Annotated in this window: 21 protein-coding genes, 1 pseudogene and 2 riboswitches; of the genes and pseudogenes, 14 read left to right on the top strand and 8 right to left on the bottom strand. The window is 72.9% G+C overall.

The genetic code is table 11. The features are described 5' to 3' along the window. The first annotated feature begins 57 nt into the window (after window positions 1–57). From ABZ906_RS30345 to ABZ906_RS30355, 3 genes are all read left to right on the top strand, one after another. Entirely contained in the window at window positions 58–1,482 is a 1,425-nt protein-coding gene (locus ABZ906_RS30345) for an NAD(P)/FAD-dependent oxidoreductase (RefSeq protein ID WP_361388093.1), read from the top strand. 194 nt (window positions 1,483–1,676) lie between these two features. Then, window positions 1,677–2,426, top strand: coding sequence for an SDR family oxidoreductase (locus tag ABZ906_RS30350; RefSeq protein ID WP_361388096.1), 750 nt, complete (start codon window positions 1,677–1,679; stop codon window positions 2,424–2,426). 71 nt (window positions 2,427–2,497) lie between these two features. Continuing rightward, a complete protein-coding gene (locus tag ABZ906_RS30355) occupies window positions 2,498–3,205 on the top strand; it encodes a TetR/AcrR family transcriptional regulator (protein WP_361388099.1) in 708 nt (235 codons plus the stop codon). Window positions 3,206–3,265: 60 nt separating this feature from the next. Here ABZ906_RS30355 and ABZ906_RS30360 read toward each other — a convergent pair whose 3' ends face one another. Beyond that, the gene (locus ABZ906_RS30360) at window positions 3,266–5,278 is read right to left on the bottom strand and encodes a heavy metal translocating P-type ATPase (protein ID WP_361388102.1); all 2,013 of its coding nucleotides are present in this window, start codon (window positions 5,276–5,278) and stop codon (window positions 3,266–3,268) included. A 95-nt stretch (window positions 5,279–5,373) separates the two neighbouring features. Here ABZ906_RS30360 and ABZ906_RS30365 point away from each other — a divergent pair, with 95 nt between their 5' ends. The 3 genes from ABZ906_RS30365 (at window position 5,374) to crcB (ABZ906_RS30375) (ending at window position 6,614) form a co-directional block, all read left to right on the top strand. After that, window positions 5,374–5,739 carry a metalloregulator ArsR/SmtB family transcription factor gene (locus ABZ906_RS30365; RefSeq protein ID WP_361201145.1) on the top strand — a complete coding sequence of 122 codons (366 nt, stop codon included), beginning with the start codon at window positions 5,374–5,376 and terminating at the stop codon, window positions 5,737–5,739. Between the two features lie 67 nt (window positions 5,740–5,806). Continuing rightward, window positions 5,807–6,217 carry a fluoride efflux transporter CrcB gene (gene crcB / locus ABZ906_RS30370; RefSeq protein ID WP_361388105.1) on the top strand — a complete coding sequence of 137 codons (411 nt, stop codon included), beginning with the start codon at window positions 5,807–5,809 and terminating at the stop codon, window positions 6,215–6,217. A 22-nt stretch (window positions 6,218–6,239) separates the two neighbouring features. Beyond that, a complete protein-coding gene (gene crcB, locus ABZ906_RS30375) occupies window positions 6,240–6,614 on the top strand; it encodes a fluoride efflux transporter CrcB (RefSeq protein WP_361201141.1) in 375 nt (124 codons plus the stop codon). A gap of 15 nt (window positions 6,615–6,629) precedes the next feature. Here the strand turns inward: crcB (ABZ906_RS30375) and ABZ906_RS30380 are convergent, their stop codons facing one another. Then, window positions 6,630–6,977, bottom strand: coding sequence for a tetratricopeptide repeat protein (locus tag ABZ906_RS30380; protein WP_361388108.1), 348 nt, complete (start codon window positions 6,975–6,977; stop codon window positions 6,630–6,632). 170 nt (window positions 6,978–7,147) lie between these two features. Here ABZ906_RS30380 and ABZ906_RS30385 point away from each other — a divergent pair, with 170 nt between their 5' ends. Further along, complete coding sequence (locus ABZ906_RS30385) at window positions 7,148–8,113, top strand: pirin family protein (RefSeq protein WP_361201138.1); 966 nt, start codon at window positions 7,148–7,150, stop codon at window positions 8,111–8,113. A 134-nt stretch (window positions 8,114–8,247) separates the two neighbouring features. Continuing rightward, window positions 8,248–8,472 carry a hypothetical protein gene (locus ABZ906_RS30390; protein ID WP_361388111.1) on the top strand — a complete coding sequence of 75 codons (225 nt, stop codon included), beginning with the start codon at window positions 8,248–8,250 and terminating at the stop codon, window positions 8,470–8,472. Window positions 8,473–8,526: 54 nt separating this feature from the next. Here the strand turns inward: ABZ906_RS30390 and ABZ906_RS30395 are convergent, their stop codons facing one another. Both ABZ906_RS30395 and ABZ906_RS30400 read right to left on the bottom strand, forming a co-directional pair. Beyond that, window positions 8,527–9,651: an endonuclease/exonuclease/phosphatase family protein gene (locus tag ABZ906_RS30395; protein WP_361388114.1), complete on the bottom strand. Its 1,125-nt coding sequence runs from the start codon at window positions 9,649–9,651 to the stop codon at window positions 8,527–8,529. 141 nt (window positions 9,652–9,792) lie between these two features. Beyond that, window positions 9,793–9,921 carry a hypothetical protein gene (locus ABZ906_RS30400; protein WP_361388117.1) on the bottom strand — a complete coding sequence of 43 codons (129 nt, stop codon included), beginning with the start codon at window positions 9,919–9,921 and terminating at the stop codon, window positions 9,793–9,795. Window positions 9,922–10,213: 292 nt separating this feature from the next. On the opposite strand from ABZ906_RS30400, the gene ABZ906_RS30405 reads away from it, so the two are divergent. After that, window positions 10,214–10,441, top strand: a complete 228-nt coding sequence (locus ABZ906_RS30405) for a hypothetical protein (RefSeq protein ID WP_361388759.1) — start codon at window positions 10,214–10,216, stop codon at window positions 10,439–10,441. Window positions 10,442–10,550: 109 nt separating this feature from the next. Here ABZ906_RS30405 and metE read toward each other — a convergent pair whose 3' ends face one another. Next, a complete protein-coding gene (metE, locus tag ABZ906_RS30410; RefSeq protein WP_361388120.1) occupies window positions 10,551–12,872 on the bottom strand; it encodes a 5-methyltetrahydropteroyltriglutamate--homocysteine S-methyltransferase in 2,322 nt (773 codons plus the stop codon). 162 nt (window positions 12,873–13,034) lie between these two features. After that, window positions 13,035–13,251, bottom strand: a riboswitch (cobalamin riboswitch). 49 nt (window positions 13,252–13,300) lie between these two features. Between metE and ABZ906_RS30415 the strand changes: the two are divergent. The 5 genes and pseudogenes from ABZ906_RS30415 to ABZ906_RS30435 all read left to right on the top strand — a co-directional run. Continuing rightward, window positions 13,301–13,417: pseudogene (locus ABZ906_RS30415) on the top strand (short-chain fatty acyl-CoA regulator family protein); the annotation flags it as partial. Between the two features lie 110 nt (window positions 13,418–13,527). Beyond that, a riboswitch (cobalamin riboswitch) is annotated at window positions 13,528–13,726 on the top strand. Window positions 13,727–13,755: 29 nt separating this feature from the next. Next, window positions 13,756–14,478, top strand: coding sequence for an energy-coupling factor ABC transporter permease (locus ABZ906_RS30420; protein ID WP_361388123.1), 723 nt, complete (start codon window positions 13,756–13,758; stop codon window positions 14,476–14,478). Next, window positions 14,478–14,888, top strand: a complete 411-nt coding sequence (locus tag ABZ906_RS30425) for an energy-coupling factor ABC transporter substrate-binding protein (protein ID WP_361388126.1) — start codon at window positions 14,478–14,480, stop codon at window positions 14,886–14,888. The genes ABZ906_RS30420 and ABZ906_RS30425 overlap by 1 nt, the downstream gene beginning before the upstream one ends. Before the next feature lie 6 nt (window positions 14,889–14,894). Further along, a complete protein-coding gene (gene cbiQ / locus ABZ906_RS30430; RefSeq protein ID WP_361184977.1) occupies window positions 14,895–15,644 on the top strand; it encodes a cobalt ECF transporter T component CbiQ in 750 nt (249 codons plus the stop codon). Further along, window positions 15,641–16,510 (top strand): ATP-binding cassette domain-containing protein, encoded by an 870-nt coding sequence (locus tag ABZ906_RS30435; RefSeq protein ID WP_361184974.1) that lies wholly within the window; start codon window positions 15,641–15,643, stop codon window positions 16,508–16,510. Before cbiQ ends, ABZ906_RS30435 begins: the two co-directional genes overlap by 4 nt. On the opposite strand, the gene ABZ906_RS30440 is transcribed toward ABZ906_RS30435, so the two are convergent. From ABZ906_RS30440 to ABZ906_RS30450, 3 genes are read right to left on the bottom strand one after another with little or no spacing between them, the layout of a single operon-like run. Next, window positions 16,499–17,857, bottom strand: a complete 1,359-nt coding sequence (locus ABZ906_RS30440; RefSeq protein ID WP_361388129.1) for an MFS transporter — start codon at window positions 17,855–17,857, stop codon at window positions 16,499–16,501. The genes ABZ906_RS30435 and ABZ906_RS30440 overlap by 12 nt on opposite strands. Window positions 17,858–17,877: 20 nt before the next feature. Beyond that, window positions 17,878–19,704 (bottom strand): ABC transporter permease subunit, encoded by a 1,827-nt coding sequence (locus ABZ906_RS30445; RefSeq protein ID WP_361388132.1) that lies wholly within the window; start codon window positions 19,702–19,704, stop codon window positions 17,878–17,880. 7 nt (window positions 19,705–19,711) lie between these two features. Further along, window positions 19,712–21,205, bottom strand: a complete 1,494-nt coding sequence (locus ABZ906_RS30450; RefSeq protein ID WP_361388135.1) for an ABC transporter substrate-binding protein — start codon at window positions 21,203–21,205, stop codon at window positions 19,712–19,714. Window positions 21,206–21,221: the final 16 nt, after the last annotated feature.

Raw genomic sequence — 21,221 nt, forward strand, 5'->3', positions numbered from 1 at the left:
TCGTCCGCGCGCGTACCCGTGTGGCCACGTCGCACACCTGCGACCACACTGGCTTTCATGACGGATTCGAAAACATACGACGTAGTGGTCCTGGGCGCGGGCCCCGTGGGGGAGAACGTGGCGGACCGGGCCCGTGCGGGCGGTCTGAGCGTGGCGATCGTGGAGAGCGAACTCGTCGGGGGCGAATGTTCGTACTGGGCGTGCATGCCCAGCAAGGCGCTGCTGCGCCCGGTCATCGCGCGTGCGGACGCGCGCAAGGTGCCCGGACTGCGCCAGTCGGTGCAGGGTGACCTGGACGCGGCGGCGGTCCTCGCACACCGGGACGACTACACCTCGCACTGGAAGGACGACGGCCAGGTCGGCTGGCTGGAGTCCATCGGCGTCGACCTCTACCGCGGCCACGGCCGCATCGCCGGGACGCGCCAGGTGAGTGTCACCGGCCCGGACGGCACCGAGCAGACCCTCGCCGCCCGCCACGCGGTGGCGGTGTGCACCGGCACCCGCGCCGCCCTGCCCGATCTGCCGGGCCTGGCCGACGTGAAGCCGTGGACGAGCCGCGAGGCCACCAGCGCGGACCATGTGCCCGGCAGGCTCGTGGTGGTCGGCGGCGGTGTCGTCGCCGTGGAGATGGCCACGGCCTGGCAGGCGCTCGGCTCGCAGGTCACGCTCCTCGTGCGCGGCGACGGCCTGCTTCCGCGCATGGAACCCTTCGCCGGGGAACTGGTCGCCAAGGCGCTGACGGAGGCGGGCGCGGACGTCCGCACCGGCGTCTCGGTCACGGCGGTGAGCAGGGAGAACGGCACGGTCACCGCGACCCTGACCGGCGGCGGCACCATCGAGGCCGACGAGATCCTCTTCGCCACGGGCCGTGCCCCGCGCACCGACGACCTGGGCCTGGAGACGATCGGCCTCGACCCCGGTTCCTGGCTGTCGGTCGACGAGAGCCTGCGGGTGGAGGGGACCAGCTGGCTCTACGCGGTGGGCGACGCCAACCACCGCGCGCTCCTCACCCACCAGGGCAAGTACCAGGCCCGCATCGCCGGCGCCGCGATCACCGCCCGCGCCCAGGGCGTCCCGCTCCTGGAGACCGACCCCTGGGGCGCGCACTCCGCCACCGCCGACCACGACGCCGTACCCCAGGTGGTCTTCACCGACCCCGAGGCGGCGTCGGCGGGCCTGACCCTCGCGGAGGCGGAATCCGCCGGGCGCCGCGTGCGCGCCGTGGACTACGACATGGCGAACGTGGCGGGCTCGGGCCTCTACGCGGACGGCTACGAAGGCCGCGCCCGCATGATCGTCGACCTGGACCGCGAGGTCCTGCTCGGCGTGACCTTCGTGGGCCCCGCGGTCGGCGAGCTCATCCACTCGGCGACGGTGGCGATCGCGGGGGAGGTGCCGATCGACCGGCTGTGGCACGCGGTCCCGGCCTATCCGACGATCAGCGAGGTGTGGCTGCGCTTGCTGGAGACCTATCGCGGCTAGTTCGGGGCGGCGGCACGTCTGCCGCCCCGCCGGCCGGAACGGGGCCCGTCACCGCTGCGGTGGCGGGCCCTTCGTCTGCCCGAGCCGTGGCGTCACTCTCTGGATCGTAGCGTTGCTACCCGCATAGTGTTAGCGTTGATTCCATCGGGTGGCGGAAAAGGCCGCCCCAGCCATCGGAAGCAGGGAGCAACGCCATGAGCGAGCAGCAGCAGGCCGCGCCCCGCCGGGTCGCCGTCGTCACCGGAGGCTCGCGCGGCATCGGCCGCGAGAGCGCCGAGCGGCTGGCCGCCGACGGGTTCGCCGTCGTCGTCAACTACGCGGGCAACAAGACCGAGGCCGAAGCGGCGGTGGCCGCGATCGCCGCCGCCGGGGGAGCGGCGATCGCCCACCGCGCGGACGTGGCCGACGAGGGCGCGGTGTCCGCGCTCTTCGACGCGGCCGAGGAGACCTTCGGCGGTGTCGACGTGGTCGTCCACGCGGCGGGCGTGATGACCCTCGCCCCGCTGGCCGAGGCCGACCTGGACGCCGTCGACCGGATGCACCGCACCAACATCCGCGGCACGTTCGTCGTCGACCAGCAGGCCGCGCGCCGACTGCGCTCCGGCGGCGCGATCATCAACTTCTCCACCTCCGTCGTCGGGCTCGCGATCCCCGGCTACAGCGCGTACGCCGCCAGCAAGGGGGCGGTCGAGGCCATGACCCTGATCCTGGCCAGGGAGCTGCGCGGCCGCGACATCACCGTCAACGCCGTCGCCCCCGGTCCGACCGCCACGGCCCTGTTCCTGGACGGCAAGGACGAGCAGACCATCGAAAGGATGGCCGCCCAGCCGCCGCTGGAGCGCCTGGGCACCCCGCAGGACATCAGCGAGGTCGTCTCCTTCCTCGCCGGGCCCGCCCGCTGGGTCAACGGACAGGTCCTGCGCGCCAACGGCGGGATCGTGTGACCGGGTCCGACGGGTCCGACGGGTCCGACGGGTTCTGCGGGACAGACGAGTCGGAGGGGCCGAAGCGGGGCGTGAGTACGCGAGAGCGCATCCTGCGGGTGGCCGCGGACCTGGTCGCGCGGTCGGCGGACGGCGACGTGTCGACGCGGGCCGTGTGCGAGGCGGCGCAGGTGGGCGCCCCGGCGCTGTACCGGCAGTTCGGCGACAAGCAGGGGCTGCTCTCGGCCGTCGTGGACCACGGCTTCGACAAGTACCTGGCGACGAAGCGGCAGCGCGAGGCCACCGCGAACCCCGTCGACGACCTGCGCGACGGCTGGGACAGCCACGTGGACTTCGCGCTGCGGAACCCGAACCTGTACCGGCTGATGAACTCGCCCGCCATGCGCACGCCCCCCGCCGCGGCCCTGGAGTCCCACCAGATCCTCACGCGGGACCTCGAACGGGCCGCGGCGCGGGGCAAGTTGCGCCTGGCCCCCGAACTGGCCGCCGAGATGATCATGTCGGCCAATGTGGGCGTGTCGCTCATGCTCGTCGCCCGTCCGGGGACGTTCGCCGACCGTGACCTGTCGCGACGAGTACGGGACGCGGTGCATGCCGCCGTCTTCACCCCGGACGTCACCGAGGCCTCACCGGAGGCGGACGGGGACGAGCGCGACGAGGCCCAACTGCCCGCCACGGCAGCCCGGTTGTCCGCGCTGCTTGCGCAGTCCCCGCCGTCGGCGCTCACCGAAGCCGAGGCGGCTCTGATGACGGAGTGGCTCGACCGACTCTCGCGCTGAGGCCGGGGAGCCACAGGGGGTCACGGGGGCTTCGGGATAGCGGGCGGGGAGCCGCCCCGCTCAGGCGCCCGCGTCCCGCCAAGCCGCGTCCCGCAGCAGCCGGAGCCCGTTGAGCCCCACCAGCACGGTGGAGCCCTCGTGGCCGAGCACGCCGAGGGGCAGCGGCAGGGTGCCGACGAGGTCCCAGGTGACCAGTACGGCGATGAACGCCCCGGCGATCACCAGGTTCTGCACCACGAGCCCGCGGGCGCGCCGGGACAGGGCGATCACCTTGGGCACGGTGGCGAGTTCGTCCCGCACGATGACGGCGTCGGCGGTCTCCAGTGCCAAATCGGAACCGGCCCGGCCCATCGCGAGACCGGTGTGCGCCGCGGCGAGAGCGGGCGCGTCGTTGACGCCGTCCCCGATGACCAGGACCCTGCGACCGGCGCCCTCCGCCTCACGCACCGCCGCGACCTTGTCCTGCGGCAGCAGCCCGGCCCGTACGTCATCGATGCCGACCTCCTTCGCGAGCCGGGCCGCGGCCTGCGCGTTGTCGCCGGTGAGCAGCATCGGGGCGGTGCCGGTCAGGGTCGTGAGGGCGGTGACGGTGGCCGCTGCGTCGGGGCGGAGTCGGTCGGCGATGCCCAGGACGCCGACGGGGATGCCGTCGCGCAGCACGAGCACGGCGGTCTGGCCGTCCTCGCCCAACTGCGCCGCGCGAGCGAGGGCGTCGGCGCCTGTCGCTTCCCTCGGCGAGGCGTCCCCCGGCGTCGCATCGAGGAGCCGAGCCGGAGCCCCCACCTCGACGGTCGCGCCCCCGACCGTGGCGCTCACCCCGACACCCGGCGCCGACGCGAAGCCGGTGACGGGCGGGACGTCCAGGCCGCGGGCGCGCGCAGCGCCCACGACGGCGCGGGCCAGGGGATGTTCGCTGCGGTGCTCGGCCGCCGCGGCGAGTGCCAGGAGGGCGTCGTCGGTCAGGCCGCCGCCCGGCAGCGCGTGGACGGCGGTCACCCGGGGAGTCCCCTCGGTCAGGGTGCCCGTCTTGTCGACGGCGACCGCGTCGACCTGTCCCAGACGCTCCATCACGACGGCGGACTTGACCAGGACGCCGTGCCGTCCGGCGTTGGCGATCGCCGAGAGCAGCGGCGGCATGGTGGCGAGCACCACCGCGCACGGCGACGCCACGATCATGAACGTCATCGCCCGCAGCAGAGCCCCGGTCAGATCGTCGCCGAAGGCCAGCGGCACGGCGAAGACGGCGAGCGTGGCGATGACCATGCCGAGCGAGTAGCGCTGCTCGACCTTCTCGATGAACAGCTGCGTCGGCGCCTTGGTCTCTGACGCCTCCTCGACCATCGCCACGATCCGCGCGATCACCGAGTCCGACGCGTCACGCCCGACCCGTACCCGCAGCGCGCCCGCCCCGTTCAGCGTCCCGGCGAACACCTCGTCCCCGGCCTCCTTGCCGACCGGCAGCGGCTCCCCGGTGATCGTGGCCTGGTCGACGTCACTGGCCCCGTCGAGCACCTCGCCGTCGGCTCCGACACGCTCGCCGGGTCGTACGAGGATGACGTCGCCGACCCTCAACTCGGCCGTGTCGACCGTCTCTTCGCCGCCCCCGTCGGCAAGACGCGTGGCCGTGGCGGGCGCGAGGTCGAGCAGGCCGCGCACCGAGTCGGCGGTACGGGCGGTGGCCAGGGCTTCAAGCGCGCCGGACGTCGCGAAGATGACGACGAGCAGCGCCCCGTCCATCACCTGCCCGATCGAGGCCGCGCCGAGGGCGGCGACGATCATCAGCAGATCCACGTCCAGGGTCTTCTCGCGCAGCGCCCGCAGCCCCGCGAGCGCCGGTTCCCAGCCCCCGGCGACATACGCGACGGCGTACAGCGCGCCCCACGTCCAGGAAGCGGCACCGGCCAGCTGGAGCGGCAGCGCGACCAGGAACGCGGCCGTCGCTGCGGCCGCCCAGCGGGCTTCGGCGAGGGCGAGGACACGGGTGCGGCGGCGCGGTGCCGCCGCGGTGCCTGATCGGGGGCGGGAGGGGCCGGGGAGCAGGGGAGCGGGTGTATCGGGCGGGGCCGTGGGCATGGCGGAGGAACCCTTCACGGGCTGGGGAGCGGCAACGTCATCACCGTACAGGAACGAATGAACAGCTTTTCATGTGTCATCGATAGGATGACGCCATGGGCCACGGAGTCGACGACAAGAGCACCGCCACCACGCGCGAACGCCTGGACTCCGTGGGGGCCGCGGACGTCGCCGCCACTCTCCAGGCCCTGGCCACACCGTCCCGGCTGCTGATCCTCGCCCGCCTCCAGGAGGGCCCCTGCGCGGCCGGCGACCTGGCCGACGCGGTCGGCATGGAGCAGTCGGCCTGCTCCCACCAGCTGCGCCTGCTTCGCAACCTCGGCCTGATCACCGGCGAACGGCACGGCCGCTCGGTCATCTACGCCCTCTACGACCACCACGTCGCCGAACTCCTCGACCAGGCGCTCTTCCACGTCGAGCACCTGCGCCTCGGCCTGCGGGACACACCGGCGGGCGGCTAGCCTGAGGACGATCTTCCGCGGTGATCGTTTGATCCGGCGGACCGCGGATTGCGCACAGGTGGTGCAGGTGAGAGAGAGCGGCGTGTGGCCGGTGGTGGCGGTCGTGGCCGTCGGCGGCGCGATCGGCGCGTCCGCCCGCTACGGCGCGTCCCTGCTCTGGCCCACCGCCCCGGGCGCCTTCCCCACGACGACCCTCCTGGTGAACGTCGTCGGATGCGCCGTCATGGGGGCCTTCATGGTGATCCTGACAGAGGTGATGCGGACCCCGCACCGCCTGCTGCGCCCTTTCTTCGGCACGGGCGTTCTCGGCGGCTTCACCACCTTCTCCACCTACGCGATGGACATCGAGCGCCTGGTGAAGGACGGACACGCCCGTACGGGCCTTGCCTACCTCGGCCTGACGCTTCTCGCGGCCCTCGCGGCAGTGTGGAGCGCGGCGTGGCTGACGCGCCGCGTCACGGCCCCGAGGCAGTCATGACCGGCGGAAGCGGGGAGCGCCCGTGAACTGGCTCTGCGTGGTGGCGGGGGCGATGATCGGCGCCCCGCTGCGGTTCCTCACCGACCGTGCCGTGCAGGCCAGGCACGACACGGTCTTCCCGTGGGGAACGCTCGCGGTCAACGTGGCGGGCAGTCTGATCCTCGGCGTGCTCACCGGCGCGACCGTGGCGGGCGCCGCCACCTCTCACACCCAGCTGTTCCTCGGCACGGGCCTGTGCGGCGCCCTGACCACGTACTCGACCTTCTCGTACGACACGCTGCGGCTCTCCGAGGGCGGCTCCCGGTTCTACGCCGCGGCCAACGCCGTGATCAGCGTGGCCGCGGCGCTGGGCGCGGTCTTCGTGGGCGTGGCGCTGGCCGAGGCCGTGTGGGTGTGAGCCGAAGCCCCGGGATCAGGCCTCCGCGAAGTCACCCGAGAGGGCCGCGGCCATCCTCAGGTGCGGGGCCGCGTCCGTGTCCCGGCCCTGCCGCTCCAGGGTGCGGCCGAGGAGCAGCCGGGCGTACTGCTCGACGGGGTCGAGCGCGATGACCGTACGCAACTCGGCCTCCGCGCGCCGCAGTTGGGCCGAGTGGTAGTAGGCGCGGGCAAGCAGCAGACGCGGGGCGACCTGCTCCGGCACCTCGTCGGCCAGGGGGTCGAGGATGCGCGCCGCCGTGGCGTACTCCTTGGCGTCGAAGAACTGCTGCGCGCGCTCCCAGCGCTCCGCCGCGGTTCCGTGGTCGTAGTACATCGTGTCCACTGTTGCCTCCTTCGAGCCCTCCAACCGCGGGATGTGATCGAAAATTCCACCAACTGGTTCGGACGCGGCGGCTCCGGGCGGCGCGGGGGCGCACCGGGGGCGCGGGTTCCCCCGGAATGACCGGAGCGCGCGCCTGACGCCGGGCGCCCCGCGGGGCTAGGTTGTGCGGCATGAGCAATCTTGATCGTGAGCCGGTTCCCTCCTTGTGCGGCGGGCGCGGTTTCGTCGTCGCCGAACCGGTCCGGGAACTCCTCAGCCCCCGCAAGGTCAAGCTCGGCGAATCCACGGAGGTCCGCCGCCTGCTGCCCAACCTGGGCCGCCGCATGGTCGGCGCCTGGTGCTTCGTGGATCACTACGGCCCCGACGACATCGCCGACGAGCCGGGCATGCAGGTGGGACCCCACCCGCACATGGGCCTGCAGACGGTGAGCTGGCTGCACGACGGCGAGGTCCTGCACCGCGACTCCACCGGCAGCCTCCAGACGATCCGCCCCCGCGAGCTCGGCCTGATGACGTCGGGCCGGGCGATCTCGCACTCCGAGGAGAGCCCCCGGAAGCACGCCCGCCTCCTGCACGGCGCTCAGTTGTGGGTGGCGCTGCCCGACGTCCACCGCCACACCGACCCGCACTTCGAGCACCACGCCGAGCTGCCCCTGGTCACGGCCCCCGGCCTGACGGCGACGCTCATCCTGGGCACGGTCGACGGCACCACGTCACCCGGCACGACCTACACCCCCATCGTCGGCGCCGACCTCGCCCTGACGCGCGACGCGGACGTACGCCTGCCCCTGAACCCCGACTTCGAGTACGCCGTCCTGTGCATGTCCGGCGAGACCCGCGTGGACGGCGTCCCCGTCCTGCCCGGCTCGATGCTCTACCTCGGCTGCGGCCGCACCGAACTGCCCCTGCAGGCCCAGTCGGACGCGGGCCTGATGCTGCTCGGCGGCGAGCCGTTCGACGAGGAACTGATCATGTGGTGGAACTTCATCGGCCGCACGCAGGGGGAGATCGAGGAGGCCCGCGACAACTGGATGGAGGGACACCGCTTCGGCGAGGTGAAGGGGTACGACGGCGGCCGGATCCCCGCCCCGGCACTCCCGCCGGTGCCGCTCAAGCCGCGGGGGCGGGTGCGCTGACCCGTGCCTTGCCGTGGCTGGAGTGACGGCCCCCGGCCGGTGGTGAGCACGTCGAATTCCGGTCTCTTCCCGTCGTTTACAGTCGGTGCGAGCGCCGCCACTGAGCGGCGTTTTCCCGATGTGTGAGGTGCTTGATGGGTGGGTTGCTGGATTCCTGCGACACCACTGTCTCGGCGAGCTACCGGCTGTTCGGCGCACGCCGGATGCGGTGGCAGTGGGTGTTCAACCCGGACGCGGGTCCCTTCACCTCTCCTCTGCGGGGTTGTTCCGACGCGCTGACCACGCCCGCCGGCCATGAAGCCGCTCTGGGCGGGGAGGATCAGTACTGCCTGGTGCAGATCTGGCGTGCCGCTGCCTGAACCACGTCGTCCGCACTCGACTCGTCCGCACTCAAGAGGTCCCCGGCGCGGTTCTCACCAGCTGATTCCGGCCGCCACCGGCAGGTGGTCGCTTCCGGTGGCCGGCAGGACCCATGAGTCGGTCGGTTCCACGCCGCGGACCAGGATCTGGTCGATCCGTGTCACCGGGAACTTCGCCGGGTAGCTGAAGCCGAAGCCGTCCCCTGCCTCGTCCTGGGCCGAGTCCAGCCGTGAGGTGAGGCCGTCGAGCGCGCGGTCGTCCGTGGTGCCGTTCAGGTCGCCGAGCAGCACCGTCCGCTCGTTCGGCTCGGCGGCGACGGCCTCGGCGAGCGCCGTCGCGTTGCGGTCCCGGCCGCCGGTCGCGAAGCCGGTCCCGGGGACCACGCGCACGGACCCCAAGTGGGCCACGTACACCGCCAGCGGACCCTGGTCCGTGGCCACCGTGGTGCGCAGCGCCCGGCTGTCGGCCAGCCTGACGTCCTCCGGCTTGGTGTCCGCCAGCGGTCCGACATCCTGCTGGATGTCGACCGGCCGCGTCTTCGACAGCGGCAGCTTGCTCCACAGCCCGACCGTGCCCCCCATCGCGTGGTGCGGATATGCCTCGGCCAGCTCCTTCTCGTACGTGACCCGGGCTTCCGGGGTGATCTCCTCGAGGGCCAGTACGTCGGCACCGGAGGCAACCAGGTCGCGGGCCGTGCCGACCGGGTCGGGGTTGTCGGCGCCGACGTTGTGGCTGGCCACGGTGAGGTCGGCGGCCGGGTGCGATTTGTCGCCGAGCAGTCCGCCGAAGAGGTTCAGCCACACCACGACCGGCATCAGGAGCGCGACCACCGCGGAGGCGGAGCGCCGCCACAGTGCACCGGCCAGCAGTACCGGGACGAACAGGCCGAACCACGGCAGGAACGACTCCACCAGGCTGCCGAGGCCCCCGCGGTCCGTGATCTGCGCGTGCAGCAGCATGAACAGGCCCAGCAGCAGCGCGAGCACCGCGAGCACCGGGCCGCGCTTCCACGGCTCCGGCCGGGTGGCGGCGCGGAGTGCCCGGCGGATGCGCGCCCGCCCACTCCCGGAGGCGGTGCCCCGGCGGCCGGCGCCGCCCTGCCCGGTCACTTCCGCGTCCTCGGGTTCCGGGCAGGGGCGGCGTACAGGCGCGGGCAGCGTTTGCTGGGTTCGGGTCATGCCACCACTCAAGACGGCAGGGTGTTGCGGGCACGTATGCCGTTTTCGATACACCGGCGATATGTGCCGACTCGCAGCGCCGACGACAGGCGAGACGGTGGTGCTCGCCGTCGAGAACACCGGCGAGCAGCGATCCCGTCCTCAGCCGAAGATGTCGTACGTCCGCCGGTAGAGCGCGTCGGTGCGGCCGCGTGCGTCGCGGTAGACGGTCTCCAGCGGTGGCGACCACCGGGACGCCCGCCGGGATGCCGGTGTGCCGGGCAGCCGCATCGGCGACCTCGCCCAGGACGTCGCCGGGCAGCACCAAGTCGACGAGCATGGCGCGCGGGATACCGGACTTGGCGAGCTCCGCGTCGCCCTCCGTCCACTGCCAGGTATCGGGGTCCTGGACGGCGTCCCTGCCCTGCCCGGCTCGATGCTCTCCCTCGGCTGTAACTGCACCGAACTGCCCTTGCAGGCTCAACCAGACGCGATGCAAGGGTGGTTCGGTCGCCTGGACGGGGGCATCCGGCAACCTATGACGATTCGTGATGAGCATCATGGCTCGCCCGGGATGGGCGAGATGGAACGAGGTACGCCGCAACGTCTCGCGGCGCGCAACCAGATGTGGACGCTCGCCTGGACCGCCCTGAGCGTCCTGCTCGCCATCTGGTCGCTGGCCTGGGCCGTTGGTGCGGCCAGGGGCAGCACGAACGCGTGGGCCTACTGCCTCGCCGGTCTCGTGCTGCTCGCCTGCGCGCTGTGGGCCCGCCGCTCAGCCATCCGCAACAGCCCGCCGCGCCACCTGTGAGACGCACGCCCTCACGTCCACCGCCGTGAAGGGCCCAGGGGCAGGGGAGCGGTCACGGAGCGGGGCGGCCGCTCGTCCCCGGATGGCCACCCCGCTCCGTGCGCTCGGGTCAGGACCCCGTAGGCAGCTCCGACCTCACCTCGCGTGCAGCCGCGACCAGGTTTTCCAGGGACGTCTTCGTTTCGGGCCAGGCGCGGGTCTTGAGGCCGCAGTCGGGGTTGACCCACAGGCGGTCGGCGGGGATGGCCTCCAGGCCCTTGCGCAGCAGGGCCGCCGCTTCCTCGGTGCTGGGTACGCGCGGGGAGTGGATGTCGTAGACGCCGGGGCCGGCCTCGCGGGGGTAGCCGTGCTCGGCCAGTTCGCGGGCGACCTGCATGTGGGAGCGGGCGGCCTCCAGGCTGATGACGTCGGCGTCGAGGTCGTCGATGGCCTGGACGATGTCGCCGAACTCGGCGTAGCACATGTGGGTGTGGATCTGGGTGTCCGGACGTACGCCGCTGGTGGTGAGGCGGAAGGATTCCGTGGCCCAGGCGAGGTACACGGCGTGGTCGGCGGTGCGCAGCGGGAGGGTTTCGCGCAGCGCGGGTTCGTCGACCTGGATGACCGAAGTGCCCGCTGATTCAAGGTCGTTGACCTCGTCGCGCAGGGCGAGGGCGACCTGGCGGGCGGTGTCGCCGAGCGGTTGGTCGTCGCGGACGAAGGACCAGGCGAGCATCGTGACGGGGCCGGTGAGCATGCCCTTGACGGGGCGTTCGGTGAGGGAGTTGGCGTACGAGGTCCAGCGCACCGTCATCGGCTCGGGGCGCGAGATGTCGCCGGCCAGGACCGGCGGGCGGACGTAGCGGGTGCCGTAGGACTGGACCCAGCCGTGCTGCGTGGCGAGGTAGCCGGTGAGCTGCTCGGCGAAGTACTGCACCATGTCGTTGCGCTCGGGCTCGCCGTGCACCAGGACGTCGATGCCCGCCTTCTCCTGGAAGGAGAGCACGTCCTGGATCTCGGCGCGGATCCGGTCCTCGTAGCCCGCCGTGTCGATGCGTCCGGCGCGCAGGTCGGCGCGGGCCGTGCGCAGTTCGGCGGTCTGCGGGAAGGAGCCGATGGTGGTCGTGGGCAGCTGCGGCAGGCCGAGGCGGGTCCGCTGGGCCGCCGCACGCTCCGGGTAGGCGTGCGCGCGCCGGGCATCGGCGTCGGTGACGGCGGCGACACGGGAGCGTACGGCCGGATCGTGGGTCAGGGCCGAGCCCGAGCGCGAGGCCAGATCGGCGCGGTTGGCGGAGAGTTCGGCCGTGATGGCGCCCGTCCCCTGCGCCAGGCCGCGGGCCAGCGTCGCGATCTCGGCGGTCTTCTGGTGGGCGAAGGCCAGCCAGCGGGCGATCTGCGGGTCGATGTCCCGTTCGGCGGTGGAGTCCAGCGGCACATGGAGCAGCGAGCAGGACGCGGAGACGTCGACCCGGTCGGCGAGACCCAGGAGCGTGCCCAGCGTGGACAGGGACGTCGACAGGTCGTTGATCCAGATGTTGCGGCCGTTGACGACGCCCGCGACAAGGCGCTTGCCGGGCAGACCGCCGACGGCGGCGAGGTCGTCGAGCTGTCCCGCGGCGGCCTCGGTGAAGTCCAGGGCGAGGCCCTCGACCGGCGCCTTGGCGAGCACCGGCAGCGCGTCGCCGAGCCTGCCGAAGTAGGAGGCGACCAGGAGTTGCGGACGGTCGGTGAGGGCGCCGAGGTCGCGGTAGGCGCGGGCGGCGGCGTTGAGCTCGGCCGGGGTGCGGTCCTGGACCAGGGCGGGCTCGTCGAGCTGCATCCATTCGGCACCGGCGGCGCGCAGATCGGCGAGAACCTCGGCGTACACGGGAAGGAGCCGGTCGAGCAGCGTGAGCGGCTCGAAGTCGGCGGCCGTGCCCGGCGCGGGCTTGGCGAGGAGCAGATAGGTGACCGGGCCGACGAGGACCGGCCGGGCGGCGAGGCTCAGCGCGAGGGCCTCCTTCAGCTCGGCGACCTGCTTGCCGGAGTCGGCGGTGAAGACGGTGTCGGGGCCGAGCTCCGGCACGAGGTAGTGGTAGTTGGTGTCGAACCACTTGGTCATTTCGAGCGGCGCCACGTCCCGGGTGCCGCGGGCCATCGCGAAATAGCCGTCGAGCCGGTCGGTGTCGAAGGCCTCGCGGTGGCGCGGGGGCACGGCGCCGACCATGACACTGGTGTCCAGGACATGGTCGTAGTACGAGAAGTCGCCGGTCGGCACTTCATGGATACCCGCGTCGGCCAGGTGCTGCCAGGTGGCCCCGCGCAGTCGGGCCGCGGTGTCCCGGAGGGCGTCGGCGGTGACGCGGCCCCTCCAGTAGCCCTCGACGGCCTTCTTCAGCTCCCGGTGGGGGCCCTGGCGGGGGTAGCCGTACACGGTGGACCGTGCCGCCGCGGCTGCGGACTTCGATGTCACGGAAATCTCCTTCGCGAGATGACTCCTGAGCATCCCGGTGATGGGACACGGACGCGAAGGGATGACGAACCGGGCGGACCCGACACGCGCCATGAGCGCGGTGCTCCGCCTGATCCGCACGCCGACCCGCCCACGAGGTCACCGGGATATCCGCACGTGAGGGATCACGTGCGGGCAACGGGCAGGTCTTCGGACTCGCGGGCACATCTGCCGGGGCAGATTCCTACTGGCCGTCGCTTCCCGGATCCGCCTGGATCCAGTGCGTATGACGGCGGTCGTTCCCACTCACCGCTGCGGGGCAGTCCCGGATTCCCACCGGGTTCCCTCTTGCGACGCGTCTGCCTGGCGGGCAGGGCGAACCAGCTGCACGGGCAACCCTAGAGGGCGGACGACCCGCCGAACAGTTCTGATCAGGTTCCGGACCGTGAGGTGAGACACGGTCCCCGGGCTGCGAGATCCGCCACGCCTCGCGGCTGGTCTACTCCGACGGACTCGACCTCGACAACGCGTCCTTCGCCGTGCCCATCGGCATGGGCTGCCGCCTGGAACACGGGGGCGCTCACGGGCCGGGGCACATGCGCTGACCAGGGGCGTACGCCCCGGTCGTGTGCGCTCGCGCGTGCCACAGGCGCGGGTGTTCCGCAAGTTGTCAGGAATTGCGGTTGCGCACTAGGGTCACCACGCCTTGGTGAACGGGAAATCCGGTGTGATGCCGGTGCGGCCCTCGCCACTGTGATCGGGAAGTCCGGCTCCAGCCCTCGCGGCAGCCACTGGGTACGCACGTACCCGGGAAGGCGGAGTCCGGTCGGTACGACCCGTCAGCCAGGAGACCGGCCAAGGCGCGTTGTCCATCCACGAGGTGCTGGAGAGGGTCTGCTTAGCCATGCACATAGCCGAGGGTTTCCTCCCACCGGCGCACGCGATCGCCTGGGGCGTAGCGTCCGCGCCGTTCGTCGTCCACGGAGTCCGCTCCCTGACCCGTGAGGTCAAGGAGCACCCCGAGAGCACTCTGCTCCTGGGTGCCTCCGGTGCCCTCACATTTGTCCTTTCCGCGCTGAAGATCCCTTCCGTGACGGGCAGTTGCTCGCACCCCACGGGAACCGGGCTCGGCGCGATCCTGTTCCGGCCGCCGATCATGACGGTGCTCGGCACGATCACGCTGCTCTTCCAGGCGCTGCTGCTCGCCCACGGCGGGCTCACCACGCTCGGCGCCAACGTCTTCTCCATGGCGATCGTCGGGCCATGGGCCGGATACGCCGTCTACCGCCTCCTGAAGCGGTACGACGTGCCGCTCATGGTCGCCGTGTTCTTCGGCGCGTTCGTCGCCGACCTGTCCACGTACTGCGTCACCAGCGTCCAGCTGGCCCTGGCGTTCCCCGACCCGAGCAGCGGATTCATCGGCGCCCTGGGCAAGTTCGGCGGCATCTTCGCCGTCACGCAGATCCCCCTCGCGGTCAGCGAGGGCCTGCTCACCGTCCTGGTGATGCGGCTGCTCGTGCAGTCCAGCAAGGGCGAGCTCACCCGGCTCGGCGTGCTGCTCCAGGGCAAGAAGACCGACAAGGGCAGCAAGACGGACACCAAGACGGAGACGGGGGCCAGCGCCTGATGAGCCGGAACGCGAAGATCAACACCCTGCTCCTGGTCATCGTCGCCGCGCTCGCGGCACTGCCGCTGGTGCTCGGCCTCGGAGATCACAAGAAGGAGCCGTTCACCGGGGCCGACGCCCAGGCCGAGACAGCGATCACCGAGATCAAGCCGGACTACGAGCCCTGGTTCTCGCCGCTGTACGAACCCCCGTCCGGGGAAGTCGAGTCGGCGCTCTTCGCCCTGCAGGCGGCCCTCGGCGCGGGCGTCCTCGCGTACTACTTCGGCCTGCGCAAGGGCCGCCGTCAGGGCGCCGAACAGGCACTGGCGCAGGAAGCGGACACGGAGCGGACGGCAACGGCGGAGCGGACGGCGGACAGGGAGCAGACGGCGGACACGGCGGGCAGCAGGCCCGGGTCCGAGCAGGTCTGAGCCCGCGTGCTGCCCATCGACGCGGCGGCGCACAGCAGTCGCTGGCGCCGCCGTCACCCCGTGGACAAGGCCGTGCTCGGGCTCGGCCTCACCGTCCTCGCCGTCTCCCTGCCGCCCTGGCCGGGTGCCGCCCTGGTACTGCTCGCCGCGCTCGCGGTGCTGCTCGGACCCGCCGGAGTGCCGCCGCGCAAACTGTGGCGCGCCTACCGCGTGCCGCTCGGCTTCTGCGTCACCGGCGCCCTGACCCTGATCGTCCAACTCGGCGGGCCCGAAGGGTTCGTCACGCTCGCCGACGGCGGCCCGGCGCGGGCGGGCGGTCTGCTCCTGCGCACATCGGCCGCCTCCCTCGGCGTCCTGCTCTTCGCCTTCACCACCCCCATGTCGGACCTGCTGCCCCGCCTGGTTAAAGCGGGCGTGCCGGCGCCGGTCGTGGACGTGGCCCTGGTCATGTACCGGATGAGCTTCCTGCTCCTGGACTCCATGAGCCGCATCCGGCAGGCGCAGGCCGCACGGCTCGGCCACACCACACGGGCCGCCACCTGGCGCTCCCTCGGCTCGCTCGGCGCCACCGCGTTCGTGCGGGCCTTCGACCGGGCGACCCGGCTGCAGGCCGGGCTCGCCGGACGCGGCTACGACGGAACGCTGCGAGTGCTCGTGCCCGAGGCCCGGATCTCCCGGAGCTTCGTGGCCGCGAGCGCGGCACTCCTCACGGGCCTCGCGGTCCTCACCCTCGTACTGGAAAGGCTTCTTCCATGAGCGAGCCAAGCGCTCCTCCTGCCGGGACGCTCGTCGCTCTGCGCGGCGCGTCCTACGCGTACGAGGACGGTCCCACCGTGCTCAGCGGTCTGGACTTCGACGTCACCGAGGGCCGCGCCCTCGCGCTCCTGGGGCGCAACGGCAGCGGCAAGACCACCCTCATGCGGCTGCTGAGCGGCGGACTCCGCCCCGACCAGGGCGGATTGGCCCTCGGGGGAGACCCCGTGACGTACGACCGCAAGGGTCTTACGCGGCTGCGCACCACCGTTCAGCTGGTCGTCCAGGACCCGGACGACCAACTGTTCGCCGCCTCGGTCGAGCAGGACGTGTCCTTCGGGCCGCTGAACCTGGGGCTGCCCGACGGCGAGGTCCGCGCCCGGGTCGCCGAGGCGCTTGCAGCGCTCGACATCAGCGCCCTGGCGGACCGCCCCACCCATCTGCTCTCCTACGGCCAGCGCAAGCGGACGGCCATCGCGGGCGCCGTGGCGATGCGCCCGCGCGTACTGATCCTCGACGAGCCGACCGCCGGGCTCGACCCCGACGGCCAGGAACGCCTCCTGACCACCCTCCAGGGCCTGCGGGACGCGGGGACGACCGTCGTCATGGCCACCCACGACGTCGATCTGGCCCTGCGCTGGGCCGATGACGCGGCGCTCCTCACCCCCTCGGGGGTGCGCACGGGACCGGTCGCCGAGATGCTGGCCCACCGGGACCTCCTCGCGCAGGCGGGCCTCACCCTGCCGTGGGGGATCGCCGTGGCCGAACTGCTGCGGACCAAGGGCCTGCTGGACGGCGCCGGGCCGCGCACCCCGGAGGAGCTGGCGGCCCTCGCCGCCCCGGCGCTGCCCGGTGCGTCAGGCGGCTGACGGGCCCGCGCTCGGTGTGCGGCCCGGCAGCAGAACCGTGGCCAGGAGGGGAATCGCGGCGAGCGCGAGCCACGGCGCCCAGGACGGCAGACCCGCGTCCAGGAGCGAGCCGGTCGCGGCACTGCCCGCGAGGACGATCAGGCCGGAGACCGAGGACAGGGCTCCGGTGTACAGGCCGAGCCTGCCGCCGGGCGCCAGATCGGGCACCCAGGCGCGGGCGGCCGGGGCGACCAGCATCTGCCCGAGCGTGAGCAGTACGACGAAGGCGGCGGCGGGCAGCAGCCCGGCGACACCGCTCCAGGCGGCCGGACGCGCGAGGGCCACGACGGCGAACCCCGCGGAGATGAGCACGAGACCGGCGACCATGGACCGGCGCTGGTCGAGCCGCCCCGCCGCCCAGTGGGTGACCGGCAGCTGCGTGGTCACCACGAGCAGCGAGGAGAGCGCGAAGAGCCAGGCCAGCGGCGCCTGTGATCCCGCGGCGCGCTCCACCTCCGCGGGCAGGGCGAGATAGAGCTGGTTGTACGCCAGGAGATAGGCGCCGTAGGCGGCGCAGACCGCCAGGAAGCGGCGGTTGCGCAGCATCTCGCGTGCGCCTCCCCGTACGCGGACCCGCTCCCGCCCCGGTATGTGCTGGGGCAGCAGCCACAGGTGCCCGGCCAGGACGAGGACGAAGACCCCGGCACCGGCCAGGCACACGGTGCGGAAGTCGACGGAGAGCAGCAGGGCGCCGAGGAGCGGGCCGAGGAACGCGCCGGCCTGGCCCGCCACGGTGAGCAGGGCCAGGATGCGGGTGCGCGGGCCGCGCCCCGACTCCTCCCAGAGCACCGCCTGCCGGGCTACCTCCGATTCCACGGCGGGCGAGAACAGGGCCGCGGCGAACCCGATCAGCAGGACCGCGCCGATGACCGACCAGGTCTGCTGCGCGTAGCCGAGCCAGGCGAAACCGGCGATCCGCAGCAGGCAGCCGGTCAGCACGACGGGCCGTACGCCGTACCGGTCGGTCAGGGCGCCGCCCACGACGAAGAGCCCTTGCTGGCTGAAGGTCCGCAGGCCGAGCACGAGCCCGACCAGCCAGCCCGCCATGCCGATCGCCGCGCCCAGATGCTCGGCCAGGAACGGCAGTACGGCGAAGAAGCCGATGTTGAAGGCCAGCTGGGTCAGGATCAGCAGGCGCAGCAAGGGGGAGAGGTTCGACCAGGTGCGTTCGCGGCGCGAGCGTTCCGCGGGCCGGGCCCGCAGCAGTTGACGCCGTACGCTCAGCCGTCCGCTCGGACGTCGGCTCGCTTGACCACTCAGCCGTCCGCTCGGCCGTCCGCCCGCTTGACCGCTCAGCCGCCCACTCATCCTCCCGCCCGGTCGACCGCTCACCGGGCGACCGTCCCCGCCGTGATCAGTTCCCGCTCCACAGGCCGCACGTCGGTCACGTCGGGCGCACCCTCGTGCCGGCGCCCGCGCCGCAGCCGGCGGGGAGTCCACACTCCGCCCGCCGCCGTGACCGCGAGGGCTCCCAGGAGGGCGAGCGCGGCCGCCGGGGCGAGCAGCGCCCAGGGAGCGCGTTCGGCGTAGGGCTGGTTCTCGGCGAGGAGGAGGCCCCACTCGGGGGACGGGGGCTGGGCCCCCAGGCCGAGGAAGCCGAGGGCGGCCAGGGCCAGCGCGACGGAGGGGAGCCGCAGCAGCGCGTGGCGGGTGACGGGCGGAAGAATCGCGGGCAGCAGATGGTGCCGGAGCTGGTGGCGGCGCCCCGCGCCCAGGCTCCGGGTCGCCGTCAGATGGAGGGTGGCGCGCTCTTGGAGGAGCAGCGCGGCGGTGTGGGCGGCCAGCGGAACCCAGGCGACGGTGGCCACCGCGATCGCGGGGGTGGCGGCACCACTGCCCGCGACACCGGCGACGAGGAGGCCCGCGAGGGTCGGCGGAACGGCGTTGAGCGTGTCGAGCAACGGGCCCGAGAACCGGGGCAGCAGGCCGAGCAGGACGCCGGCCAGCAGGGCGAAGGCGCTGATCCCCAGGGCCAGGGCGAGGGTGTGCAGGGCGCCGTGCCCGACCCTGGCAAGGACATCGCGGCCCAGGGCGTCGGTGCCGAACGGGTGCGCCCAGGACGGTGCCTGGAGCCGGGCCGCGGTGTCCAGGGCCAGGGGATCGTGGGCCAGGCCGATGAGGATGACGCCGAGGAGCAGCGCGCCGTAAAGGAGCGGCAGTCGGCTCGGCGCGGGCGGCGCCGGGCTGTGCAGGGTCGGCAGGGCGCCGTCACGCAGGGCCGGGCCGCTGGTGAGCCGGGCCGCGAGACGGAACAGGCCGCCCGCCGCGGCGGCGAGCAGGACGAGCGCGAGGGTGCCCGCCTGGAGGACGGGCAGATCCTGTGCCACCGCTGCCTGGAGGGTGGTGCGGCCGAGTCCGGGGATGTCGAAGATCTGCTCCACGGCGACCGCGCCGCCGGTCAGGCCCACGAGGAACAGGCCGAGGTTGGGAAGGAGCGCGGGGACGCAGCGGCGCAGTGCCTGGCGCGCGATGCGTCCGGCCGGGATGCCGCGGGCGGACGCGGCCCGTGCCCACGGTTCGGCGAAGGCGCCGGGCAGCAGATCGTCCAGGAGCCGCCCGAGCAGCGCCCCCGCGGGCAGACCGAGCGAGACGGCGGGAAGCACCATCCACTGGGGGCCGTACCAGCCGAGCGCGGGCAGCCAGCCCAGATGTACGCCGATGACGGTGGCAAGGACCGAGGCGGTCAGGAACTCGGGCAGCGCGGCGAGGACGGCGGTGCCCGAGCCCCGGCGGCGGCGCCCGGAGAGCCGGCGGCGGGAGCCGAGCCACAGCGTGCGGGCGCACACCGCGCCCGCCGTGAGGACGGCCACCACGAGCGCCACGGTCATGAGAAGCAGCGAGACGCCCAGGGACTGCACCACCGAGGGCAGCACGGCCTCGCCGGAGATCCACGACTGCCCGGCGTCCCCGCGAAGGAGGCCGCCCGTCCACTGACCGAGCAGATGCAACGGGCCCTGTTCCAGGCCGAGTTGGGCACGGACGGCGGCCAGGGCGTCGGGGCTTGGCGTGCGCTCCGCCGACCTGGCCTTGAGCACGGTCAGTGCCGGGTCGGTGCGCGAGAGCCAGGGCAGCAGACCGATCAGGCACAGGAGCGCCGCGGCGAGGACCGCGCGCCAGAGCAGCGCCGGTCCGCCGGCGCGGGCGAGCCTGCGCATGCCGCCCTCAGCGCCTCGTGCCGACGGAGACCAACGTCCGCTCGTACGGGTCGAGGATCTCGCCCCGCACCGAGCCGCCGACGCCCGTGATGATCCGCTGGTGGACCAGCGGGACGACGGCGTCGGTGCCGAGGATCTTCGCCTCGGCGGCCATGGCGGCGTCCTGCCGCTTCACGGTGTCGGAGGTGTTCTCGGCCTTCTTGACGGCCTTGTCGACGGAGGTGTCGCACAGCAGGGAGAGGTTGTAGCTGCCGTCGCAGGTGTAGTCGCTGGAGAGGACCGAGACGGCGTCGCCGGTGTCGAGCATGGTGTTGCGGGCGCCGACGAACGCGTCGAACTTCCCGGCCAGCGCGTCGCCCTCGATGCGGGAGGACTCGCGGACCTCCAGCTTCACCTTGAATCCGGCCTTCTGCAGCTGCTGCTTGAGCACTTGGGCGACCTCGGGCAGCTCGGGCCGGTTGTCGTAGGTGCCCAGGGTGATCGTCCTGCCGCCGGGCGCCGTGGCCTCCGCCTGCCCCTCGGGCTTCTGGCGCTTCCCGTCGGCCCAGGTCAGGGCGGGGCCGAAGATGCCCTTGCCGGTGTCGGCGTGGCCCTCGTACACGTCCTTGGCCAGCGCCGACGTGTCGATCGCGGCGCGGGCGGCGGCGCGCAGGCCGGGGTCCTTGAAGGCGCCCTTCTCGGTGTTGAGCTGGAGCGCGGTGGTGCGTGCCGTGGCGGTCTCGCGGTCATGGCCCTTGTCGAGCGACGCGGCCTGCGAGACGGGAACGGCCTCGGCGATGTCCACGTCGCCGGTGCGCAGGGCGTTGGTGCGCGCGGTGCCGTCGGCGATGAAGCGGGCGTCGACGCCGGAGGCCTGGGCGCGGCCGCCCCAGTAGTCGTCGAAGCGGTCGAGGGTGGCCGCGGTGGCGCCGGTGGACTTGGTGAGTTCGAAGGGGCCGGTGGCGGTGCCGACCGGACTGGCCTTGCCGCCCTTCTCGTACGCCTTCGCGGAGAGCACGGCGAGGCCGGGGCTCGACAGGCGCAGCGGGAGCGCGGGGTCCGGGTGGGCGGTGGTGATCCGGACCTGGTCCTTGCCGACGGGCGCGGCCGTGAGCGTGACCCCGGAGAGCGCCGCGGTGACGGGCTTGGCCTTGCCCGCGTGGGTGAGGGCCGACGCGACGGCGGAGGGCGTGACCCGGCCGCCGTCCTGGAAGGTGGCCTGGCGCAGGGTGAACAGCCAGCCGCGGTCGCCCTCCTGCTTCCAGGACGCGGCGAGCGAGGGAGCGGCGGTGCCGTTCGCGTCCAGCTTCGTCAGGCCCTCGGTGACGCCGAGACGGCTGAGGAGGGTGGCGTCCGCACCGTACGGGGAGAAGTTCTCGGAGGGCGGGAAGGCCAGTGCGACCTTCAGTCTGGCCCCGCCCGCGCTGTCGCCCGACGCGTCGTTCTTCTCGGCGAAACAGCCGGTGAGCAGGGGTGCGACGAGCAGTCCCGCTATGAGCGGGCGGTGGCGGACGGAGCGCATGGTCCTCGTTCTCGGG

This window comes from Streptomyces sp. NPDC046925 (assembly GCF_040644915.1).
GTDB lineage: Bacteria > Actinomycetota > Actinomycetes > Streptomycetales > Streptomycetaceae > Streptomyces.